Raw genomic sequence first — 16,007 nt, 5'->3', positions numbered from 1 at the left:
GTGATGTTTTTTCTGTCAGACGTTCCGCGATTACAACTATCGCTATAAATACCCCAGGCATCAATCTTTTTAGTTATCTCACCCCATTCAGATTAAGAAAACCAATCATCATAACACAAAATCAATTCTGCAAGAGGTCTAATGATGGTGTCGTTGTCGGCGCTGATTTCATCCCCAAAGCCGTCGAGTACAAAACTCGGCTACTTGCTCAAATGGGTATCGAATTGGGTAAACCTGCAACAATCACATTCGGCGGTTTGGATCTACTGCGCGAATGGCTGACTCGGCGGCGGCGGCTGTTCACACAAGAGGCGCGTGAGCTACATCTGCCGCAACCCAAAGGTGTATTGTTGGCGGGGCCTCCCGGAGTTGGTAAAAGTTTACTTGCTAAGAACATCGCAACTATACTGAATTTACCACTCCTACAACTAGACATTGCGTCCCTTTTAGGCTCACTCGTTGGCGAGTCCGAGGGCAATGTCCGCCGCGCACTTAAAACGGCTGAAGCTATTGCCCCATGCGTATTATGGGTTGATGAGATAGAAAAAGCACTTTCGGGGATTGGTGACACCTCTGGAGTTTCCCAGCGCATTCTGGGGAATTTGCTCACGTTCATGAGTGAGTGTACGGCGGGGGTGTTCGTTGTAGCAACGTGTAACGATCCGTCAGCACTACCAAGTGAACTCAAGAGGAAGGGACACTTTGATGAAAATTTTTTCGTCGATCTACCAACGGAACCGGAGCGCTGTCAGGCATCATGTAAAAATAAGTTGTACAAAATTTATTTGGAATAGCTTGCTAAATCTAGCTTTCGCACAAAAATTGTTCAGGTTATTTTTACACAAATCCTCAAATCCTGAAAATTCACCTGGAGCGATTTGGCATTGTAGTGGAGTCCGAGTATTTGGAGGCGATCGCTGCAAACACCGCGAAGTTTTCAGGAGCCGAACTGGAAACCCTAGCAGCAGAAGCGGCACTACTGGCGTTTGATGAGGGACGACCGCAGCAGGTAACGCTGGGAGATTTAGAGAATTGCAGCCATTCCATTACCCCGCTTGCCGTTACTGATGCTCAGGCAGTGGAGCGAATGCGAGCTTGGTCTAAGACTGCGAGGGCTGCCTCTAGTCCTGTCATCGGGGCGAAACAAGCGTCTTTGCGTACTGCCAAGTTTCGCAACATGAATTGATAAAGTCCGCGATTTCTCCTGTTGTGTTCAAGAGAAATCGCATTGCTTAAAAGAGACAATTGCTACGCCAAAAAGAGAGTGAATTGGCTTGGATTGACAATGATATTTCTAATTTCAAGGAAAATAAAATGGCAAATACAGACTTGGTAACTTATTACGGTCAAACCGAAAAAATCGACCAGTTAGTTGAAAAACATGGTGCATATTTAGAACAACTGGACAGAAAAACCAAACTCTTGCTACGTACAACTTTGTCGCAATATGTTTTTATGCAACGAATATGTACTCCTGATAACTATTTGGTTACAGAAGCTTTGAAAGATGGAGACTTTGAGAGATTCCTGTGTGATGGTATTCCAGAAGTGTTAATAAATCTCTGTTCTGAGCTAAATGGACTAACTGTTGACGATGCTGAAACAATTTTAGAAGCTTTGCAATATCAATTACGTTGGGGTAATGCCCGATTATTGACGATTCAATAACTAATTACAGATGAATATCTAATTTTTAGATATTCATCTGTTCACTAATTACAGCATGAAAACTATGGAAACATATCTTGTTTTTGTCGACGCTGTTAACAACAGTAACAAATTCTGGAGTGCGAAAGTTGAAGGCAGTAGTTTGACTGTTGAATGGGGACGAGTGGGTTACAATTCCCAGAAGAAAGTACATTCTCTCTTGAGCCATCAACAGGCTGTCTTTAAATTTCACAATCTGGTAGCCGAAAAAAAATCTAAGGGCTACAGAGAAAGTCAGCCACAAATGGATGGCGATGGCAGTATTTCAGATATTAGACGAGCGATACAACTATTAAATGCTATACGCCTGGCTGTTGCAAACAGAAACTTTAGTGATAGCTACATACTTGCCCTTAACGAGTATCTGAAAATTGTCCCAACACCATTAGGAATGCAGATAGATCCTTACAGAGTTTACCGCACAGTAGCAGATATTGACTATCAGCAAGAATTACTCAATTCTCTGTTAGCGACACCTGCACCACAAGTTGCTGCGGTAGCTGTTGGTCATGTCCCTGAAGCAGCAGAACCCAAGGTAGTCAGTCTCAAGACTATCAGTAAGAACTTCTGGCGACATTTGTAAATTAATTACCACAAAGCTTGTTTAATAGTTTTGTGGTAATTTTTATTAAGGAAGGCAGAGGGCAGGAGGCAGAAGGCAGAAGGGAATTCTAACTCGTACCCACAGAGAGTGACCGAAGGGAACAAGGGTTTAAGACCCAGCCCTTTCAACGCGAACAAATGAACTATATCCTCTTTTTGATAATTCAAGTTATAAATTGCTAGAAAAAAGGTATTTTTTAGCAATTACAACTGTTCAAACTATTGAATTAGATAAATTCATACATTAATTTCTTAAAGTTCAGTAATGCAATCATAGATTAAGAGATTTAAGAAGCTAAAATCATGGTTTTTCACAAAAAATAAATAATAAAATTTCTCTGACTACACCATTTTTTTACATTAGGTAAGTCAGTATATTTAATCAGTTATGTGGTGGTGATTAACTGATTTTTTATGAATGATTGTACTGTTCTAAAAGTCGCTTAGTTGAAATATGTCCCTGTTTACTATCATATATTACTGGTAATTTCGGCTTTTTTGCTCCTCTAGTTGCTTTGACAAACTGTTTAAGATTAACACCCGTTGCAAATTGTCGTAAAAGTTGTGCGATTCTGACTATTGAAACAGTTTTGAATATCTCCCACTCCGAAGCCGGAATTGCAATCATCATTCCTCTATATGTGCCTTGAATCTCATCAACTAAATAAAAATCAGATAAACCAACTTCAATTTTTCCAACTCCATGTACACCCCCTAGAGCCGCTCTTAATGTTGCGAGTATATTGTACGCAGCTAAGACAAAAGAAAATGAAAATAAAGCTGCTTTTGGATAAGCTATAGTTTGAATTTCACCGTTGAAATTTTTAGTTACTGTTTGAAATAGGCTTTCTAGAGTCCAACGATTACGATATATTTCGGCTATTTTCCCTGCTGGTACAGCGCCTGGTAAATTGCTGAAAATTGCTATTTCCCATTCTTTATCTCGCGTTGGGACAAATAGCTTTACTAAAACCCGTCTTAATGTTAAAGCTTTCCCATCGTAATTTATTTCTACCTTTTGCTCAAATAATTCTCCTGTTTCTGTTGAGCCTAATGGTTTTAATTCCTCTAGCTCTTTAAATCCCATCCCCTTATGTTGTCTGATTACAAAGAATGCTTTCTTCTCTTGAATTTTAAATAAAAACTTTAATGTACAAAAATTCCTGTCTCCACACCATAAATCTTGTGGCAATACTTTCTTTAATACTGAGTCAAACTCGGAACGTTCTTGTGCATGACCGTCTTCAATGAGAAAAATATCTGTGACTATTTTTGACAACGGGTCGAGTACTACTATCGCTTTCCCCGGTAGTGCGGATGCCGCTAGATTTCGGATTGCTTTTAGTCTGTGATCTGTTCCTTTCAAACAAGTTCCATCCACTACTTTCATGCAATACCCTGGCAATATACTTGCTTGTTCTCCACCGACTAATTTCACTAATTCAACTAAGTCTTGTGCTGTTTCTCTTACTAAGGCTTGGCTTACGCTCAACTCAACACCACAAAGCTTGTTGTACAAGGCTGTTGTACTTACACTTAAATTCTTTGCCCTCGCTTTGTACGCTGCATGAACTGATTTCTGGATTCCACATACCACCAAGCTCATCAAATCTACAAGGCTAGAAAATAGCAAATCTTGTTGGTACTGCACCTGAGCATGTCTTCTAAATAACCCATCCATCCGCTCAGGTGCAAATATATGTGACATTAATGCTTGTGCCATCACGCTTACTGGACTTTCTTTTACAAATTGCTCAAAGATAGAGGACAGCATTTTCTCTTCCCCCTGGTACTGATATTGCCAAGGATACCTTGAATTCATCATTGATAACCTATATTGGGAACGGGTTTTAGCCTTTGCCTTAGTAGTTCATTTGTTCGCGTTGAAAGGGCTGAAGATCAAGCCCTACTAGCACTCACTCAAGCAAAAGGTATACCACCAAGAACTCAAAGTCGTGCCACTGTACTACGCTTATCAGCCGCTGGATGGACAGTGCTAAAGATCGCACAATACTTAAAATGGCATCCACAGACTGTACGCGACACAATTCATCGCTGGTACTGGGGCAAACTCGATAGTTTGTGGGATTGTTCGCGTCCGGGTCGTCGTCGCCGATGGCATAACCCAAATATGAAGTCTCTGCTTCAATTAAAAATATCTTTATTTAGCTATCAACTTATTTTTATTTTATTTTCTTACATCTCTTACATCTATTTAATGCTATTTCTCCACAGTCATGGCGTTTCTACTACTTATGCAGTCGAAATTTACAGGCAGTACAAGGATGAAGCACTCGCTACTCTCACCAGCAATCCCTACCAGTTAGCTGCTGACATCTACGGTATTGGTTTTCTGAGAACTGATAAAATTGCCTTTAATTTAGGAGTTGCGCCTGATAGTCAGTTCCGTTACCGTGCTGGTTTAATTCATGTTTTGAACGAAGCTGCTGCCGATGGGCATTGCTATTTACCCCAGCCAAAACTCATTGAGAATGTTATCAAACTCCTGACTACAGCAGATCACACACCCGAAGAAGATGCCCTCACTGATATTATCAAAGACATGGCACGAAAGGATGACTTAATCCGCGAGAAAAGCTCAGACCAAACGCTGCTATGTTATCTACCAACGTACTTTCACACCGAACAGAACCTTGCTCAATTAATACAATCTAGATTTTGCCAACCAGTTGCACAAGATATGCCTCGTGTTCGCGCCTGGATTGAGCGCTTCACCAAGAGTCGTAAAATCAAACTTTCACCACAGCAACGGCTAGCGGTAGAAATGGCTGCATATTCAAGGGTAATGATTCTTACTGGTGGCCCCGGTTGCGGTAAAACTTTCACCACCCAGATCATACTCTGTGGAAAGCAATGGGCAAATCTATCGCCTTAGCTGCGCCAACTGGACGCGCTGCTCAACGCCTGAGTGAAATCACACAACTCGAAGCCAAGACGATACACTGCTTGTTGGAATTTGACCCAAAGACAATGGGCTTCAAACGCGATAATCAAAACCCTTTACCCCATACCGCAATTGTCGCGCTAGAAGCTAGTATGCTTGATTTGTTTCTGGCATCTTCTTTGGTAAAGGCGATACAATACGGTTCCCAACTACTGCTAGTAGGTGACATTGACCAGTTACCCTCTGTCGGTCCCGGTCAAATCCTTGCTGACTTGATTAATTCTGGTCACGTTCCGGTGGTGCGGTTGACCAAGGTATTTAGGCAAGCCCAACAGAGCGCAATTATCACCGCTGCTCACCAAATTAACCGAAGCCAGTTTCCCACAATTGAACCGATTTCCGATAATCCCGTGTCTAAGTGTCTGTGGCACGGCGGCGGTCATCACCCCAAACATGGTGTTAAAGCAATATCCGAAATCATTACAGACTTGATTCCCCGCCTGGGTTACAATCGAGCTACTGATGTGCAAGTGCTTTGCCCCATGTCGCGGGGTTTGCTTGGGACTCGTAACCTCAATACCGTATTGCAGCAGTTGATTAATCCGCCCAGTCCCGACAAAGTAGAGATTACCAGGGGCGGGAATTTATTACGAGAAGGCGATCGGATCATTCAACTGACTAATGATTATAATCACGAAATTTTTAATGGCGACTTCGGAATTATCAAGGCCATTGATCTTGAAGAGATGGAAGTTACTGTACAGTATGGTAAGCATACTGTCATTAGGACGAGAGCAGACTTAAATCAAATTGCCCTCGCCTGGAGCCTCACCATTCATCAAAGCCAGGGGTCAGAATATCCGGTAGTGATTCTGCCAATCTATACGCAGCCTTATATGATGTTGTCTCGTAAACAGTTGTACACAGCATTAACTTGTGCCAAGCAGTTAGCGATTGTCGTTGGTTCCAAGAAAGCGATATCCAAGGCTTTGCGTTCTAGTGACGACCAACTGCGATATACGCGATTACAGCAGCGGTTGGAAAGCGCTTTTTTGCACCCGACGATTGCAATTTAGAAATGTTCAACTTGACAATTTCACCCGAGCGGTTGTTGCTCTCAATCAAGAGTGAGAAATCCGGCAGCTAGCTGTCCTTTCGCCCACAATGAAGAGGCAGAGGGAACTGACCTCTTTCCCTGCCGTGCAATCAAACCACTCTCAAAAAATAAATTAAAAATGACTCTATAGTTTTATGGCGTGATAGCGATTAAAGAGCGGGCTATTCCGATAAGCTGTCATTTGGCACCGAAGCAACATAAGTAGGGGAGAATTTTGTACAAGTTCTTTAAAATAAGCACCTTTGCCCGCTTTCTTTAAGCAAAGCCTACATCTGTAATATTTGTGTAGTGCATTCTTTGGAGGATGATCTTTGACCTGTTATATCATTTATTAACTATAAAGTCATTTATAGTTTATTTTTTTCACCTACTTTTAGGTTTTTCAAAATAAATACCCTGTTGAACAATTGCATAACAGTATTGTGTTTGTCACGCTCCTCAGTATTAGAGGTGTACTATACGCAAAAATCGAGAAATTTTCAGTCGCTTGAGGGTGAGTTGAAACGCCCATTTTAAAGGACAATAAAAATCAGACACTATAAAACCAGACGAAACTACGCTTGTGTCTGATTATTAAGGGAGTAATAAAAATGACGCTCTCTCTAGTCCACATAACAGCCCATAGAAAGGCGATCGCTTCCTTGCCAGTAGCGCAGGCGGAGGCGAAGTTGATTGCGCTGTGGTTGGAGGGAAAAGCGTCGTCTTCTATTCGGGCTTACCAGCGATACACTAGGCGATTTCTGGATTTTATGGACAAGCCGCTCAAAAAAGTGACTTATGAAGACTTGGTAGAATACGCTAGTTCTTTTGGGGGCAATGCCGAAAGCACAAAGCGGATATACATAGCTTGTGCCAAAAGCTTGATTAGTTTCGCTCATAAAATTGGATATCTCCCTTTTAATGTGGGTATGGCACTAAAACTGGGTGAATTACCAGATGTAATCAACGAACGCTATCTTGATGAAGCTGATATTAAATTGTTGGTACGGGCAGCTTCTAAGCATTTAGCTGATGCTAAAACTCCTAAGCGCCAGTACACAGCCAAAAGAAATTTGTTAATTATCAAACTCCTGTATCAGGCAGGGTTACGGGCAAGTGAAATCTGTGATCTGACTTGGGGAGATTTGACACCCCGTGGTGAGAGTGGTCAAGTGTACGTGCGAAAAGCCAAGGGCAGTAAAAATCGGACAATTCTCATCAAGCAAAAGCTTTGGTCGGAATTAATGGAGTTCAAAGATAATGCTCACTCCAATCAAGCAGTGTTTCCAAGTCAAAAGGGGGGACATTTAGACCGTCAAAACTTGCACCCGATTGTCAAAGCGATCTCCCTTGAGGCGGGATTAAGCGAACTGGTTTCGGCACACTGGTTACGTCATGCCCACGGTTCTCACGCGATTGAGCGCGGGACTAATCCAGTGCTGGTGAAAGAAACTTTGGGTCATGCCAATTTAGCCATCACCGATCGCTATCTCAAGGCTAGACCTAATGACAGCAGTGCTATGAACTTGATGGATATTTGAGATTTACGCACATGACTTGTGAAAATTCAGCAGAAATTGGAACCAGTGATATCAATTGCTACTGGAAATGAAACAAGAAACAGCTTTTAAATGTTAATGAAATTTTTTATCTAGCTAGCCCCCTCCATAGGCAACACCTCTTCCGAGAGCCATTGATAAAATTCGGGTACTGCTGACTCCACTCGCCGCAGTTCATTTGCCGCGATCGCTTCAAGTTCCAGCACCGTCTCCCAGCGCAAATCCTCAACCCATCGCTTAAGGATGCCTTTAATCGCGTCAACCCCCTGCTTACTACCAGAGCGAAGTATTTCTACGCAGTGGAGTAGCGTAATGCGATCAGTTTGGGGCGACTCAAATTCGGTAGTATCCTCCCCTTGGCAATGGGAGTTACCTATAGCATTCGGGGGGGGTGTGGATACGGGCTGCTGATTGGGGTTTACACTATACGCAGCAGGGGTTTGAGCAGCATAATAGGTTCGATTTTCTTTTTGATTACGCTTTTCCACGCGATGAGCAATTACCTCTTGAGCAAATTCCAATTCCTTTTTAGATAAAGAGAAAAGTTTCACCTGTTGACCCCGCTTGCCCTGTTTGCGGAAGGTTAATTTTAACCCCAACTGCTCTACTATTGTGGCCAGCAACCAAATAGGTTTACAGTCTAGGGGAATAGAAAAGCCAAGAATTGCTTTGACGTGAGCAGCACAATTAATGGCGATCGCTGTCATCTTCAGTAAAGCGGCATCGTCGGCGGTAACTTCATCACCCCTGACTAAAGAAGTGAGAATTTGATGCAGCCCCAGGTTAAACCGTGCTAACCACCGCGCCGAGTAATTACCCCAGTCGATGCACAAAGGTAAATTGTCGCGTTCAGTGCGGTCTTTTTGAGCGACAATTGTTGGTGGCGTAGGATAACTTCGCCCAGTTTTCGGGTCAACAATTGATTCATCGGGCTTTGCTAAAATGGCCTCAAGTCCAGCTAAGGCTCCTATTAATCGACCACCTTTATCCATTTCTACGAGTGATTCGGTTACTTCAATGCCGTAAGAATCAAAGATACGAAACTTTTCACATTCAAAAATTTCGCTAGGGTCAAGGTAATCTTTGCTTTGACGGGCACGGTACTCACTGGCTGTAATATTGTTAGCCTTGGCAACAGCCGAATAATGGGCAGTGTCCAAAGCAGCCGCCGCATTTTTCATGCGTTCAAGAGATTGGTCATCATCGTCACTGCCCATGCATATAAAGGTATTGCCCATCTCGGTGAGGAGCGATCGCAAATCATCGCGGAGATTATTCAGAGAATAGTGGCGGTTGCCGAGAATTTGGCAGTAAGCCTCAAGCGCCCAATCTTTCTCGGCTCCCCTTAAGCCTGTTTTTCGGTCGATCCGCAACAGAAAAGCTGTTACCTCGTTGGTTTGCAGGAGGCGTTCTTTGATTTTGGATGCGTTTGTATCTTGGTAGCCGAAGGGAGGGCGCGGGGCCACCCAAATATGAAAGGGGACTTTCGGGCGATAGCGGTACAGTTGCTGGGCGCACTCAGTAGCTGTCTGACTTACGCCGTGAAAGACACCGAACACTAAATCAAAATGATACTCAGAAATATCGACACCAGTCCCCAGGCTGGGAGAAGTGAACAAGGCATCAAAGTTTTTGACTGCGTTGGTGATATCTTTGATGAAAGCGACATTCTCATCACTGCCAGAATTGTCTGAATGAATAGACCAAATCCGCCATTTTTGTGGTGTATGGGATTTTTCGGAGTTAGATTCTTCGCACTTGATAGCAAAAGACTTGTCGAGTTTCTTGATGAAACGCTTAGAGTCGCTGGCTACCATAATTTTCAGACCTTGCATCAGTGCCGCCGAGATTTGGGCAACTAGGGCGCTTGAATTACTGCCTTCGTACCAATAAATTGTGCGTCCTCCATTGCGCCACTCGTTTTTGACGATGTAAGGAATTTCCCCGAGTGGCCGCATTGCAAGAAAGAAGTCCACTGTCAAATCATCCATGTGTGCGTCGGCAAGGACGACTAGTGGCGCGTTGTATACTATATATTCCAGTACTTCCAAGATTGCTGCACGGTGTTGTTTGCAAGTATTACTGTGTAGTAGGTGGGTGAGGTATTGGCAGGCTTCATCAATAAATATGCAGCCGTAAATTAGCGCCTGCGTATTGAGTTTGTGCAAGCTGTCAATGGTAATACTAAGGGCTTGGGCTTGAGCTAAACCAGCATAACCCAAGTCTGAATACATCGCTGTCTGCAAGCGTTCGGCAAGATTTTTCAACAAGTTAACCCGATGTCCATTGTTGAGAAATCTGGCGTTAGGATTTTGGTCACGCCACCAGCGCATTAACTCGGTTTTCCCCGTACCCATATCGCTCCACAAAATTACTAGCCCAATTTGTGGAAAATGGAAAGATTTTTTGGGATTTTGGGTACTGGGTTTAGGGTCAGAATCAATTAATTCAACATTTTCTCTTTCCCCTTTATCCAAATTGCGGTCCGTAGCTATCAGATTTGGACTGAATAATTTTTCAAGTCCAAGCTCGTAAAGTGGCGGAGCGGATGAACATTTTTCCTCCAAATTGGGAATGCAGAGTGCTTGGGTCAAATATTTAACATTGACTGTGACATCCGCCTGGTACTTAGAGAGTCCCCATTTCTTAGCTCGATAGGAGCGCTGGTAGTCTTTAAGCGATTTGGCATCGTCTACTAAAGCAGTTAGTAAAACATTGGCATCTTCACCCCTGGCTACCACGAAATCATCAACACCTTTCTCTGGGCCTGGGAGTGATGCAACTTCACATTCACAACCTACTGCCTCAATTGCTTTTGCAGTGCGAACAGTAGCTTGAAAAACCGACCACCTGGTTTTAGCTTTTGTTTCGTAGTCAAAAAGAATTATGAACTTGCGGCCCGCCTGAGCCATTGGTACTAAGTCAGGATGCAACCGTTCATCAAAATCCTGTTTGCCCACGCGCCCGTTCCAAATTCCAGGGAGTGCGATCGCCACAAACCCCAAAGAGAGCAAGCAAGCGGCTTTTTTTTCGCCCTCGCATAAGATAATCGGAATCTCTGGATATTGCTTTACCCACTCCCAGAAGGTGATTTGTAAATCTTTCTGCTGAAAGTCGATGTTCAATTCTTTCTGCTGCTTTACCCCGGAACAGAATATTAGGGGATTGAGTATGCCTTTTATGCACAGTGCTAAAAGAGAACTTAACAGCACGATTTGCTGCTATTGCGTTGCCGTAGTTTGTCCTAGTTGCAAGAGCCAAGGCAACAGAACGCCATTGCGAATTCCGTTCTTTCGACTTCTAACATGCAGCTTTTTTCCACGTTTTGCAAAAAGCACTTGTGCAATATCGGCAACGTTATAGCGCCGTGCAACAAGGTTCAAAATATAGTTGGGAACATCGAAATAGGTAACGCGGTTGGCGGTTTTGGGTGGCGACTCGTACTTTATTGGCTTACCTTTTTCCCAATCAAAGCGCGGGAAGTTGGGTTTAATCCTTCCCCACTCCATCGGTTGCCAGTTCTTGAAGGGGTCAAGGGACTGAATCCATGTCCCTCCCAGTAATAAATGCTGATACATTTTGATGTATCCATCCGTGACTCTACCTGCATTCTTGCGTGGGATTTTATCAGAGATGAACAGGTAGTCATAAACTGATTCTCCTTCTATATGGAAGAAGTTATGTTTAATCAGCGCCGGATGAATCGCACTACCAACTGTTAGCTCATGGTATTGGGCAACCGTGAGATTGTTTGGGTATTCAGTTGTTGCTGCGTTCATCGGTTCTCCCCTCGGAATTCCTTGGAGAGAACTCTTTCAAGCTGCGAAACTCTTGCTCTAGGTTGGATATTCCGAAAATTCCCCTTCGCCACAGCACAAAATTGCCGCCGTGCGAAAGTTGCACTCGACCCCATACGCTCTTCTAGAGCGCTCTTAGGGCGTTCTCTGTTTGTCATGATTTTCCCCTGATAACTCGGTTTACAAGTTCAGAGGGGGTTGAATCAGTTATCAGTTATCTAATCTTGGACTCTACTCCCACTGACTAACTGGTAACTGTTATTCGCGCTACTACTGCTTTTAGCTACAAAATTCGGGATATTTCTTAATCAAATTTAACTTTACCTAAAATTGATGAATTTCGACAGCAAAAACCCACCGCAAGGAATGGACTTTCTAAGCGGCAGATCCTATAATGGATCTGGCAGCGCGGATTATACTCTCGGACAAATTTAGTAGTCGCATCGGTCGCCAAACTTCAACGACAACTTATTTTGTTCCTTCGAGATCAACCCCGCTCTAAATCGATATGAAATTTAAAGCACGCATAAAGCGCTACTCCTTAGTGGCGCTTTGTGCGTTAAATACAGGTATTGTTGTGTTTTTTGCTTTTAAGTTTTCCATATTAGTGATGTTTTTTGGATGATCTAAAGATTCCTCACACTTTATAAGAGATATGTCTACCTAATTAGGGAAGGGCTTCTGCTTAGATCGCAAGCGATGTAAGCATTAACATTAATCCTAAAGAATTGGACGATTTGCCCCTTCAGTACAAACTTATCTCCCGCACTAACCAAGTTAACCATTGATTACAGTAACCCATTGGAAGAGTTGTTTTCTGGAATCTTTAGCCATTTGCATCTGTAACTCAAAACTAATTGTGGCAATATACTCTGAGATACAGTAATGCTACTTACCGGGGTAGCGTCTTAATATTACTATGATGAGCAAGCAATTTGCTCAATCCTGTATGTTAAGAAATATAACACAAAGATAGGTTTGTTTAGGTAAGCATAGAATAAGTATAAGTTGTAGTAATTTTACAGCAAGAACTTGTAAGTAGTATGAACCCAGATAAAAGTTTAGATATCGAGAGAATACTGGAGATTTTAGAAGAGCAAGTGTATCAGCATACTGGAAGGTACTTTTTAGAATCTGAAAAAGTTTTAATTAAGGGGACTTGGGAGGGCAAAGATTATGAAGAGATAGCGCGGGATAGTGGGTATAATATGCATTATTTGCGTACTGGAGTAGCTCGGCAATTATGGTTATTACTTTCAGAAGTTATTGGTAATGGTATACAAGTAAAAAAAATATATTTGAAAAATATTTTAGTTAAACTAACAAAAAGGTATTATGCCGATTTAGAGGTAGCGAAACTTGATAATAATGAATTAGTGGGTAAGACTAGAATTTACGGAGAGTTGCCTAAGTTAAAATATTTCTATGGTAGAGAAGAAGAGATTAAAAAGTTAAAAAATGAAGTTAATGTTTTAAAGCAACGTTGTCTAGCTATAACTGGGGTTGGAGGAATTGGAAAAACCTTTCTAACAAGAAAATTATTAGAAGAAATTCTTTTAGAAACCCCTGACATTTATGAATATGTAGTTTGGTATAAAGTAAATTCTGGTTGCTCGCTTGATGAGTTACTTTCTGAAGTTATTAAAATTTTAAATTTTAAAATTAATAATGAAGATTTCCAAACTAAAATTTCCTTGTTATCAAATTACCTTAATTCTCATAAATGTTTAATAGTTCTAGATGGTTTTGAAAGGTTATTACAAACAGATAATTTTGAGAATAAATTAAACTATGAAAAATTATTCATAAAATTGGCAGAAGAACAACATAGAAGTTGTATTATTGTTACAAGCCAAGTACCTTTAAAAGAAATGGTATATGTAACTACAACTTTTAATATTGAATCTTTACGATTGGAAGGATTAGAAGAAAGTGCAGCAATGCAAATGTTACATAACAAAGGCTTAGGTGGTGAAGAATGTAAACAGTTAATTAGTTTTTATCGTGGCGATCCATCAGAATTAGAGGCAGTAATTAGTAAAATTCATAATTTTTTTGGTGGAAGCGTTAAAAAGTTTTTTGAATATCAAACCACTCTAACAGGAGAGCGCCTTCAAGCTATGTTAAATCAGCAATTTGCACAGTCAAGACTTCTAAGCAATCTTCAAAGACAAATAATGATTTATTTAGCAAAAACGATGTCGGATAATTCAGATAGAGTTCCTTTTTCTAACCTAATTAATGGATTGAAAAAGGAATTAGGCTTAGAATTATCAATTTCCGAAGTAATAACATCTATAGAAATTTTAGAACAACGTTCTTTAGTTGAAGCTTATAGAAAATCCTTTAGTAAAGAGGTTAGTTATAGCTTGCAACCAGTAATTAAGAAATATATCTTAGTCGATCCATTTGGTTTAGTACATAAAATGCCAGTTCAAACGAAAATAAAAGAAGTTCCCTTGTGAGCTACTGTATAAATCACCTTTGTACCCAACGCCGTAATCCTGATGATGTTGAAAATTGTTTAGCTTGCGGTAATCCTTTGTTTATAAACCAACGTATTCGTTTGCTGCGTCCGTTGAGTTCTTTAGAAAATCAATTTAACTACACAGATGTTTTTGAGGTTGAGGATGCTGGTATAAATTTACATTCAAAGCCTCAAATCAGAGTGATGAAAATATTAAAATGGAGTGATTCTAAATTAGTTGAATTGATTCGGAGGGAAGCATTTATATTACAACTTATTAAGCATCCTGGAATACCTAAGTCTAGCAGAGAAGATTATTTTACTGTAACTTTGAATGATAGTATTTTACAATTACATTGTTTAGTTATACAAAAATTTGAAGGAGATAATTTAGCTCAATGGGTAAAATCTTATGGGCGAGTTTCTCAAAAAATTGCACTTGATTGGTTTTTACAATTAGTTGAGATTCTTGATTTAGTTCATCGTTCCGGTTTTTTTCATAGAGATATTAAACCAGAAAATATTATCTATCAGCCTACTGGAGAAATAGCACTTATCGACTTCGGTGGAGCAAGAGAAATTACTAAAACTTACTTAGCGAAAGTTAGCACTAGTGGAGGAACCAGTACAGGATTAGGTAGTGGGCATGACATAACTATCGTTCGGACAGCTTGTTTCTCCCCTTTAGAGCAAATTAATGGGCAAGCTGTACCACAGTCAGACTTTTACGCATTAGGCAGAACTTTTGTTAACTTAGTTACTGGTATTCCTTTAATTCAAATTAAAAGCGACGAAAAAACAGGGAGACTACTTTGGAGGAATAAAGCACCTCATATCGACAAATCTCTGGCTGATTTTATTGATGATTTAATGGCTCCCTTCCCAGGGCAACGCCCACAAAATACTCAAGTAATTTTGCAGAGGTTAAAAAGCCTTCCTCTGCAAAGTAAAGTCAATAGATTAATCAAGTCTAAGAATTTTTTATTTGGTTTATTAGTTACATTAATTGCTTTAGGGCTTTTCGGAAGTTTCAAAGTATTTTTACCAGTAATGGCTAACAATTTAGTACTACAAGGCAAAAAGTCAGAATTAGCAAATGATTCGCAAACTGCACAAAACTATTTTAATCAAGCTATAGCATATAATTCTGAACTTAAACTTTCTGTTTCTCAGTTTTACTTAGAGCAAGCTGCTCGTCATTTTAACGACTTAAAACTAGCGAAGAAATATTATGAGTTAGCCCTTAAATATAATGAAAAAGACATAAATGCTTATAATAGTTTAGCTGTAGTTTGTTGGCAGCTTGGAGAAGTTGCTTGTGCCTTAAATAATTATCAGCAGATTTTGAAATTAAAGCCTAATGATTGGGAGGGATATTATAGGTTAGGAAGTTTTTATGATGGAGAAGGAAAAGAGGATTTAGCTCAAGAACAATATAAAATAGCAATTAAAATTAATAAAAAAGCAGTGCCTGCGCTCAATGATTTATCGCGCCTCAGAAATCTTAAAAAAGACTATACCCAGGCTAGTGCATTAGCGCTTGAAGGATTGCACTTGGCTGAAGACCCAAAACTACAAGCTGCTTTATATAAAAATTTGGGTTGGGCAAAGTTCATGCAAAATCAGTATAACGAGGCAGAGAAATATTTACAAAAAGCAAGTGATTTAGACAGCAAGAGAATAGATGCTGTCTGCTTGCTGGCTCAGGTGCAAGAAGCTCTAGGTAAAATTGAGGATGCCAGACTTTCATGGGAAATCTGTATGCTTGCTAGGACTACTCAGCAAGACGTTTTCAAGTGGAGACAGGAATTACTAGACCGCCTCACTAAGAACTCAAAAATCTCTCCATAGAGTGCATTGTGGGAAAGTTATA

At 40.9% G+C, this 16,007-nt stretch carries 9 protein-coding genes and 2 pseudogenes; 7 read left to right on the top strand and 4 right to left on the bottom strand.

Annotated elements, in window-relative coordinates; genetic code table 11:
* Nucleotides 1-182: 182 nt before the first annotated feature.
* The 3 genes and pseudogenes from H6G26_RS25540 to H6G26_RS25530 all read left to right on the top strand — a co-directional run.
* A pseudogene (locus H6G26_RS25540) lies at nucleotides 183-1,186 on the top strand (AAA family ATPase); the annotation flags it as partial.
* Nucleotides 1,187-1,314: 128 nt separating this feature from the next.
* Complete coding sequence (locus H6G26_RS25535; protein ID WP_190732407.1) at nucleotides 1,315-1,668, top strand: hypothetical protein; 354 nt, start codon at nucleotides 1,315-1,317, stop codon at nucleotides 1,666-1,668.
* A 64-nt stretch (nucleotides 1,669-1,732) separates the two neighbouring features.
* The gene (locus H6G26_RS25530) at nucleotides 1,733-2,290 is read left to right on the top strand and encodes a WGR domain-containing protein (RefSeq protein ID WP_190732405.1); all 558 of its coding nucleotides are present in this window, start codon (nucleotides 1,733-1,735) and stop codon (nucleotides 2,288-2,290) included.
* Nucleotides 2,291-2,722: 432 nt separating this feature from the next.
* Here the strand turns inward: H6G26_RS25530 and H6G26_RS25525 are convergent, their stop codons facing one another.
* Complete coding sequence (locus H6G26_RS25525) at nucleotides 2,723-4,033, bottom strand: transposase (RefSeq protein ID WP_242053866.1); 1,311 nt, start codon at nucleotides 4,031-4,033, stop codon at nucleotides 2,723-2,725.
* Nucleotides 4,034-4,147: 114 nt separating this feature from the next.
* Here H6G26_RS25525 and H6G26_RS25520 point away from each other — a divergent pair.
* Nucleotides 4,148-6,291: pseudogene (locus tag H6G26_RS25520) on the top strand (AAA family ATPase).
* Nucleotides 6,292-6,922: 631 nt separating this feature from the next.
* Complete coding sequence (locus H6G26_RS25515) at nucleotides 6,923-7,852, top strand: tyrosine-type recombinase/integrase (RefSeq protein WP_190732401.1); 930 nt, start codon at nucleotides 6,923-6,925, stop codon at nucleotides 7,850-7,852.
* A 110-nt stretch (nucleotides 7,853-7,962) separates the two neighbouring features.
* Here the strand turns inward: H6G26_RS25515 and H6G26_RS25510 are convergent, their stop codons facing one another.
* Genes H6G26_RS25510 through H6G26_RS25500 form a run of 3 tightly spaced genes read right to left on the bottom strand, consistent with a single transcriptional unit; the run spans nucleotide 7,963 to nucleotide 11,825 of the window.
* Nucleotides 7,963-11,082, bottom strand: coding sequence for a plasmid replication protein, CyRepA1 family (locus H6G26_RS25510; RefSeq protein WP_347242506.1), 3,120 nt, complete (start codon nucleotides 11,080-11,082; stop codon nucleotides 7,963-7,965).
* Nucleotides 11,083-11,091: 9 nt separating this feature from the next.
* A complete protein-coding gene (locus H6G26_RS25505; protein WP_347242505.1) occupies nucleotides 11,092-11,649 on the bottom strand; it encodes a hypothetical protein in 558 nt (185 codons plus the stop codon).
* Nucleotides 11,646-11,825 carry a hypothetical protein gene (locus tag H6G26_RS25500; RefSeq protein ID WP_190732399.1) on the bottom strand — a complete coding sequence of 60 codons (180 nt, stop codon included), beginning with the start codon at nucleotides 11,823-11,825 and terminating at the stop codon, nucleotides 11,646-11,648. Before H6G26_RS25500 ends, H6G26_RS25505 begins: the two co-directional genes overlap by 4 nt.
* 885 nt (nucleotides 11,826-12,710) lie before the next feature.
* On the opposite strand from H6G26_RS25500, the gene H6G26_RS25495 reads away from it, so the two are divergent.
* Together H6G26_RS25495 and H6G26_RS25490 are read left to right on the top strand one after the other, a co-directional pair.
* A complete protein-coding gene (locus tag H6G26_RS25495; RefSeq protein ID WP_190732397.1) occupies nucleotides 12,711-14,132 on the top strand; it encodes an NB-ARC domain-containing protein in 1,422 nt (473 codons plus the stop codon).
* Nucleotides 14,129-15,985: a protein kinase gene (locus tag H6G26_RS25490; RefSeq protein ID WP_347242504.1), complete on the top strand. Its 1,857-nt coding sequence runs from the start codon at nucleotides 14,129-14,131 to the stop codon at nucleotides 15,983-15,985. Before H6G26_RS25495 ends, H6G26_RS25490 begins: the two co-directional genes overlap by 4 nt.
* Nucleotides 15,986-16,007 lie beyond the last annotated feature (22 nt).

This window comes from Nostoc sp. FACHB-888, from assembly GCF_014696655.1.
In the GTDB taxonomy this organism is placed as follows: domain Bacteria; phylum Cyanobacteriota; class Cyanobacteriia; order Cyanobacteriales; family Nostocaceae; genus Nostoc.
Note: the sequence above shows the minus strand (reverse complement) of the source record. Positions and strands in the feature narration are given on the sequence as shown.

What these genes read in the sequence shown, in the direction of transcription:
- H6G26_RS25535 (WP_190732407.1), top strand. Translation starts at nt 1,315, where the DNA reads ATGGCAAATACAGACTTGGTAACTTATTACGGTCAAACCGAAAAAATC.
- H6G26_RS25530 (WP_190732405.1), top strand. Translation starts at nt 1,733, where the DNA reads ATGGAAACATATCTTGTTTTTGTCGACGCTGTTAACAACAGTAACAAA.
- H6G26_RS25525 (WP_242053866.1), bottom strand. Translation starts at nt 4,033, where the DNA reads ATGGCACAAGCATTAATGTCACATATATTTGCACCTGAGCGGATGGAT.
- H6G26_RS25515 (WP_190732401.1), top strand. Translation starts at nt 6,923, where the DNA reads ATGACGCTCTCTCTAGTCCACATAACAGCCCATAGAAAGGCGATCGCT.
- H6G26_RS25505 (WP_347242505.1), bottom strand. Translation starts at nt 11,649, where the DNA reads ATGAACGCAGCAACAACTGAATACCCAAACAATCTCACGGTTGCCCAA.
- H6G26_RS25500 (WP_190732399.1), bottom strand. Translation starts at nt 11,825, where the DNA reads ATGACAAACAGAGAACGCCCTAAGAGCGCTCTAGAAGAGCGTATGGGG.
- H6G26_RS25495 (WP_190732397.1), top strand. Translation starts at nt 12,711, where the DNA reads ATGAACCCAGATAAAAGTTTAGATATCGAGAGAATACTGGAGATTTTA.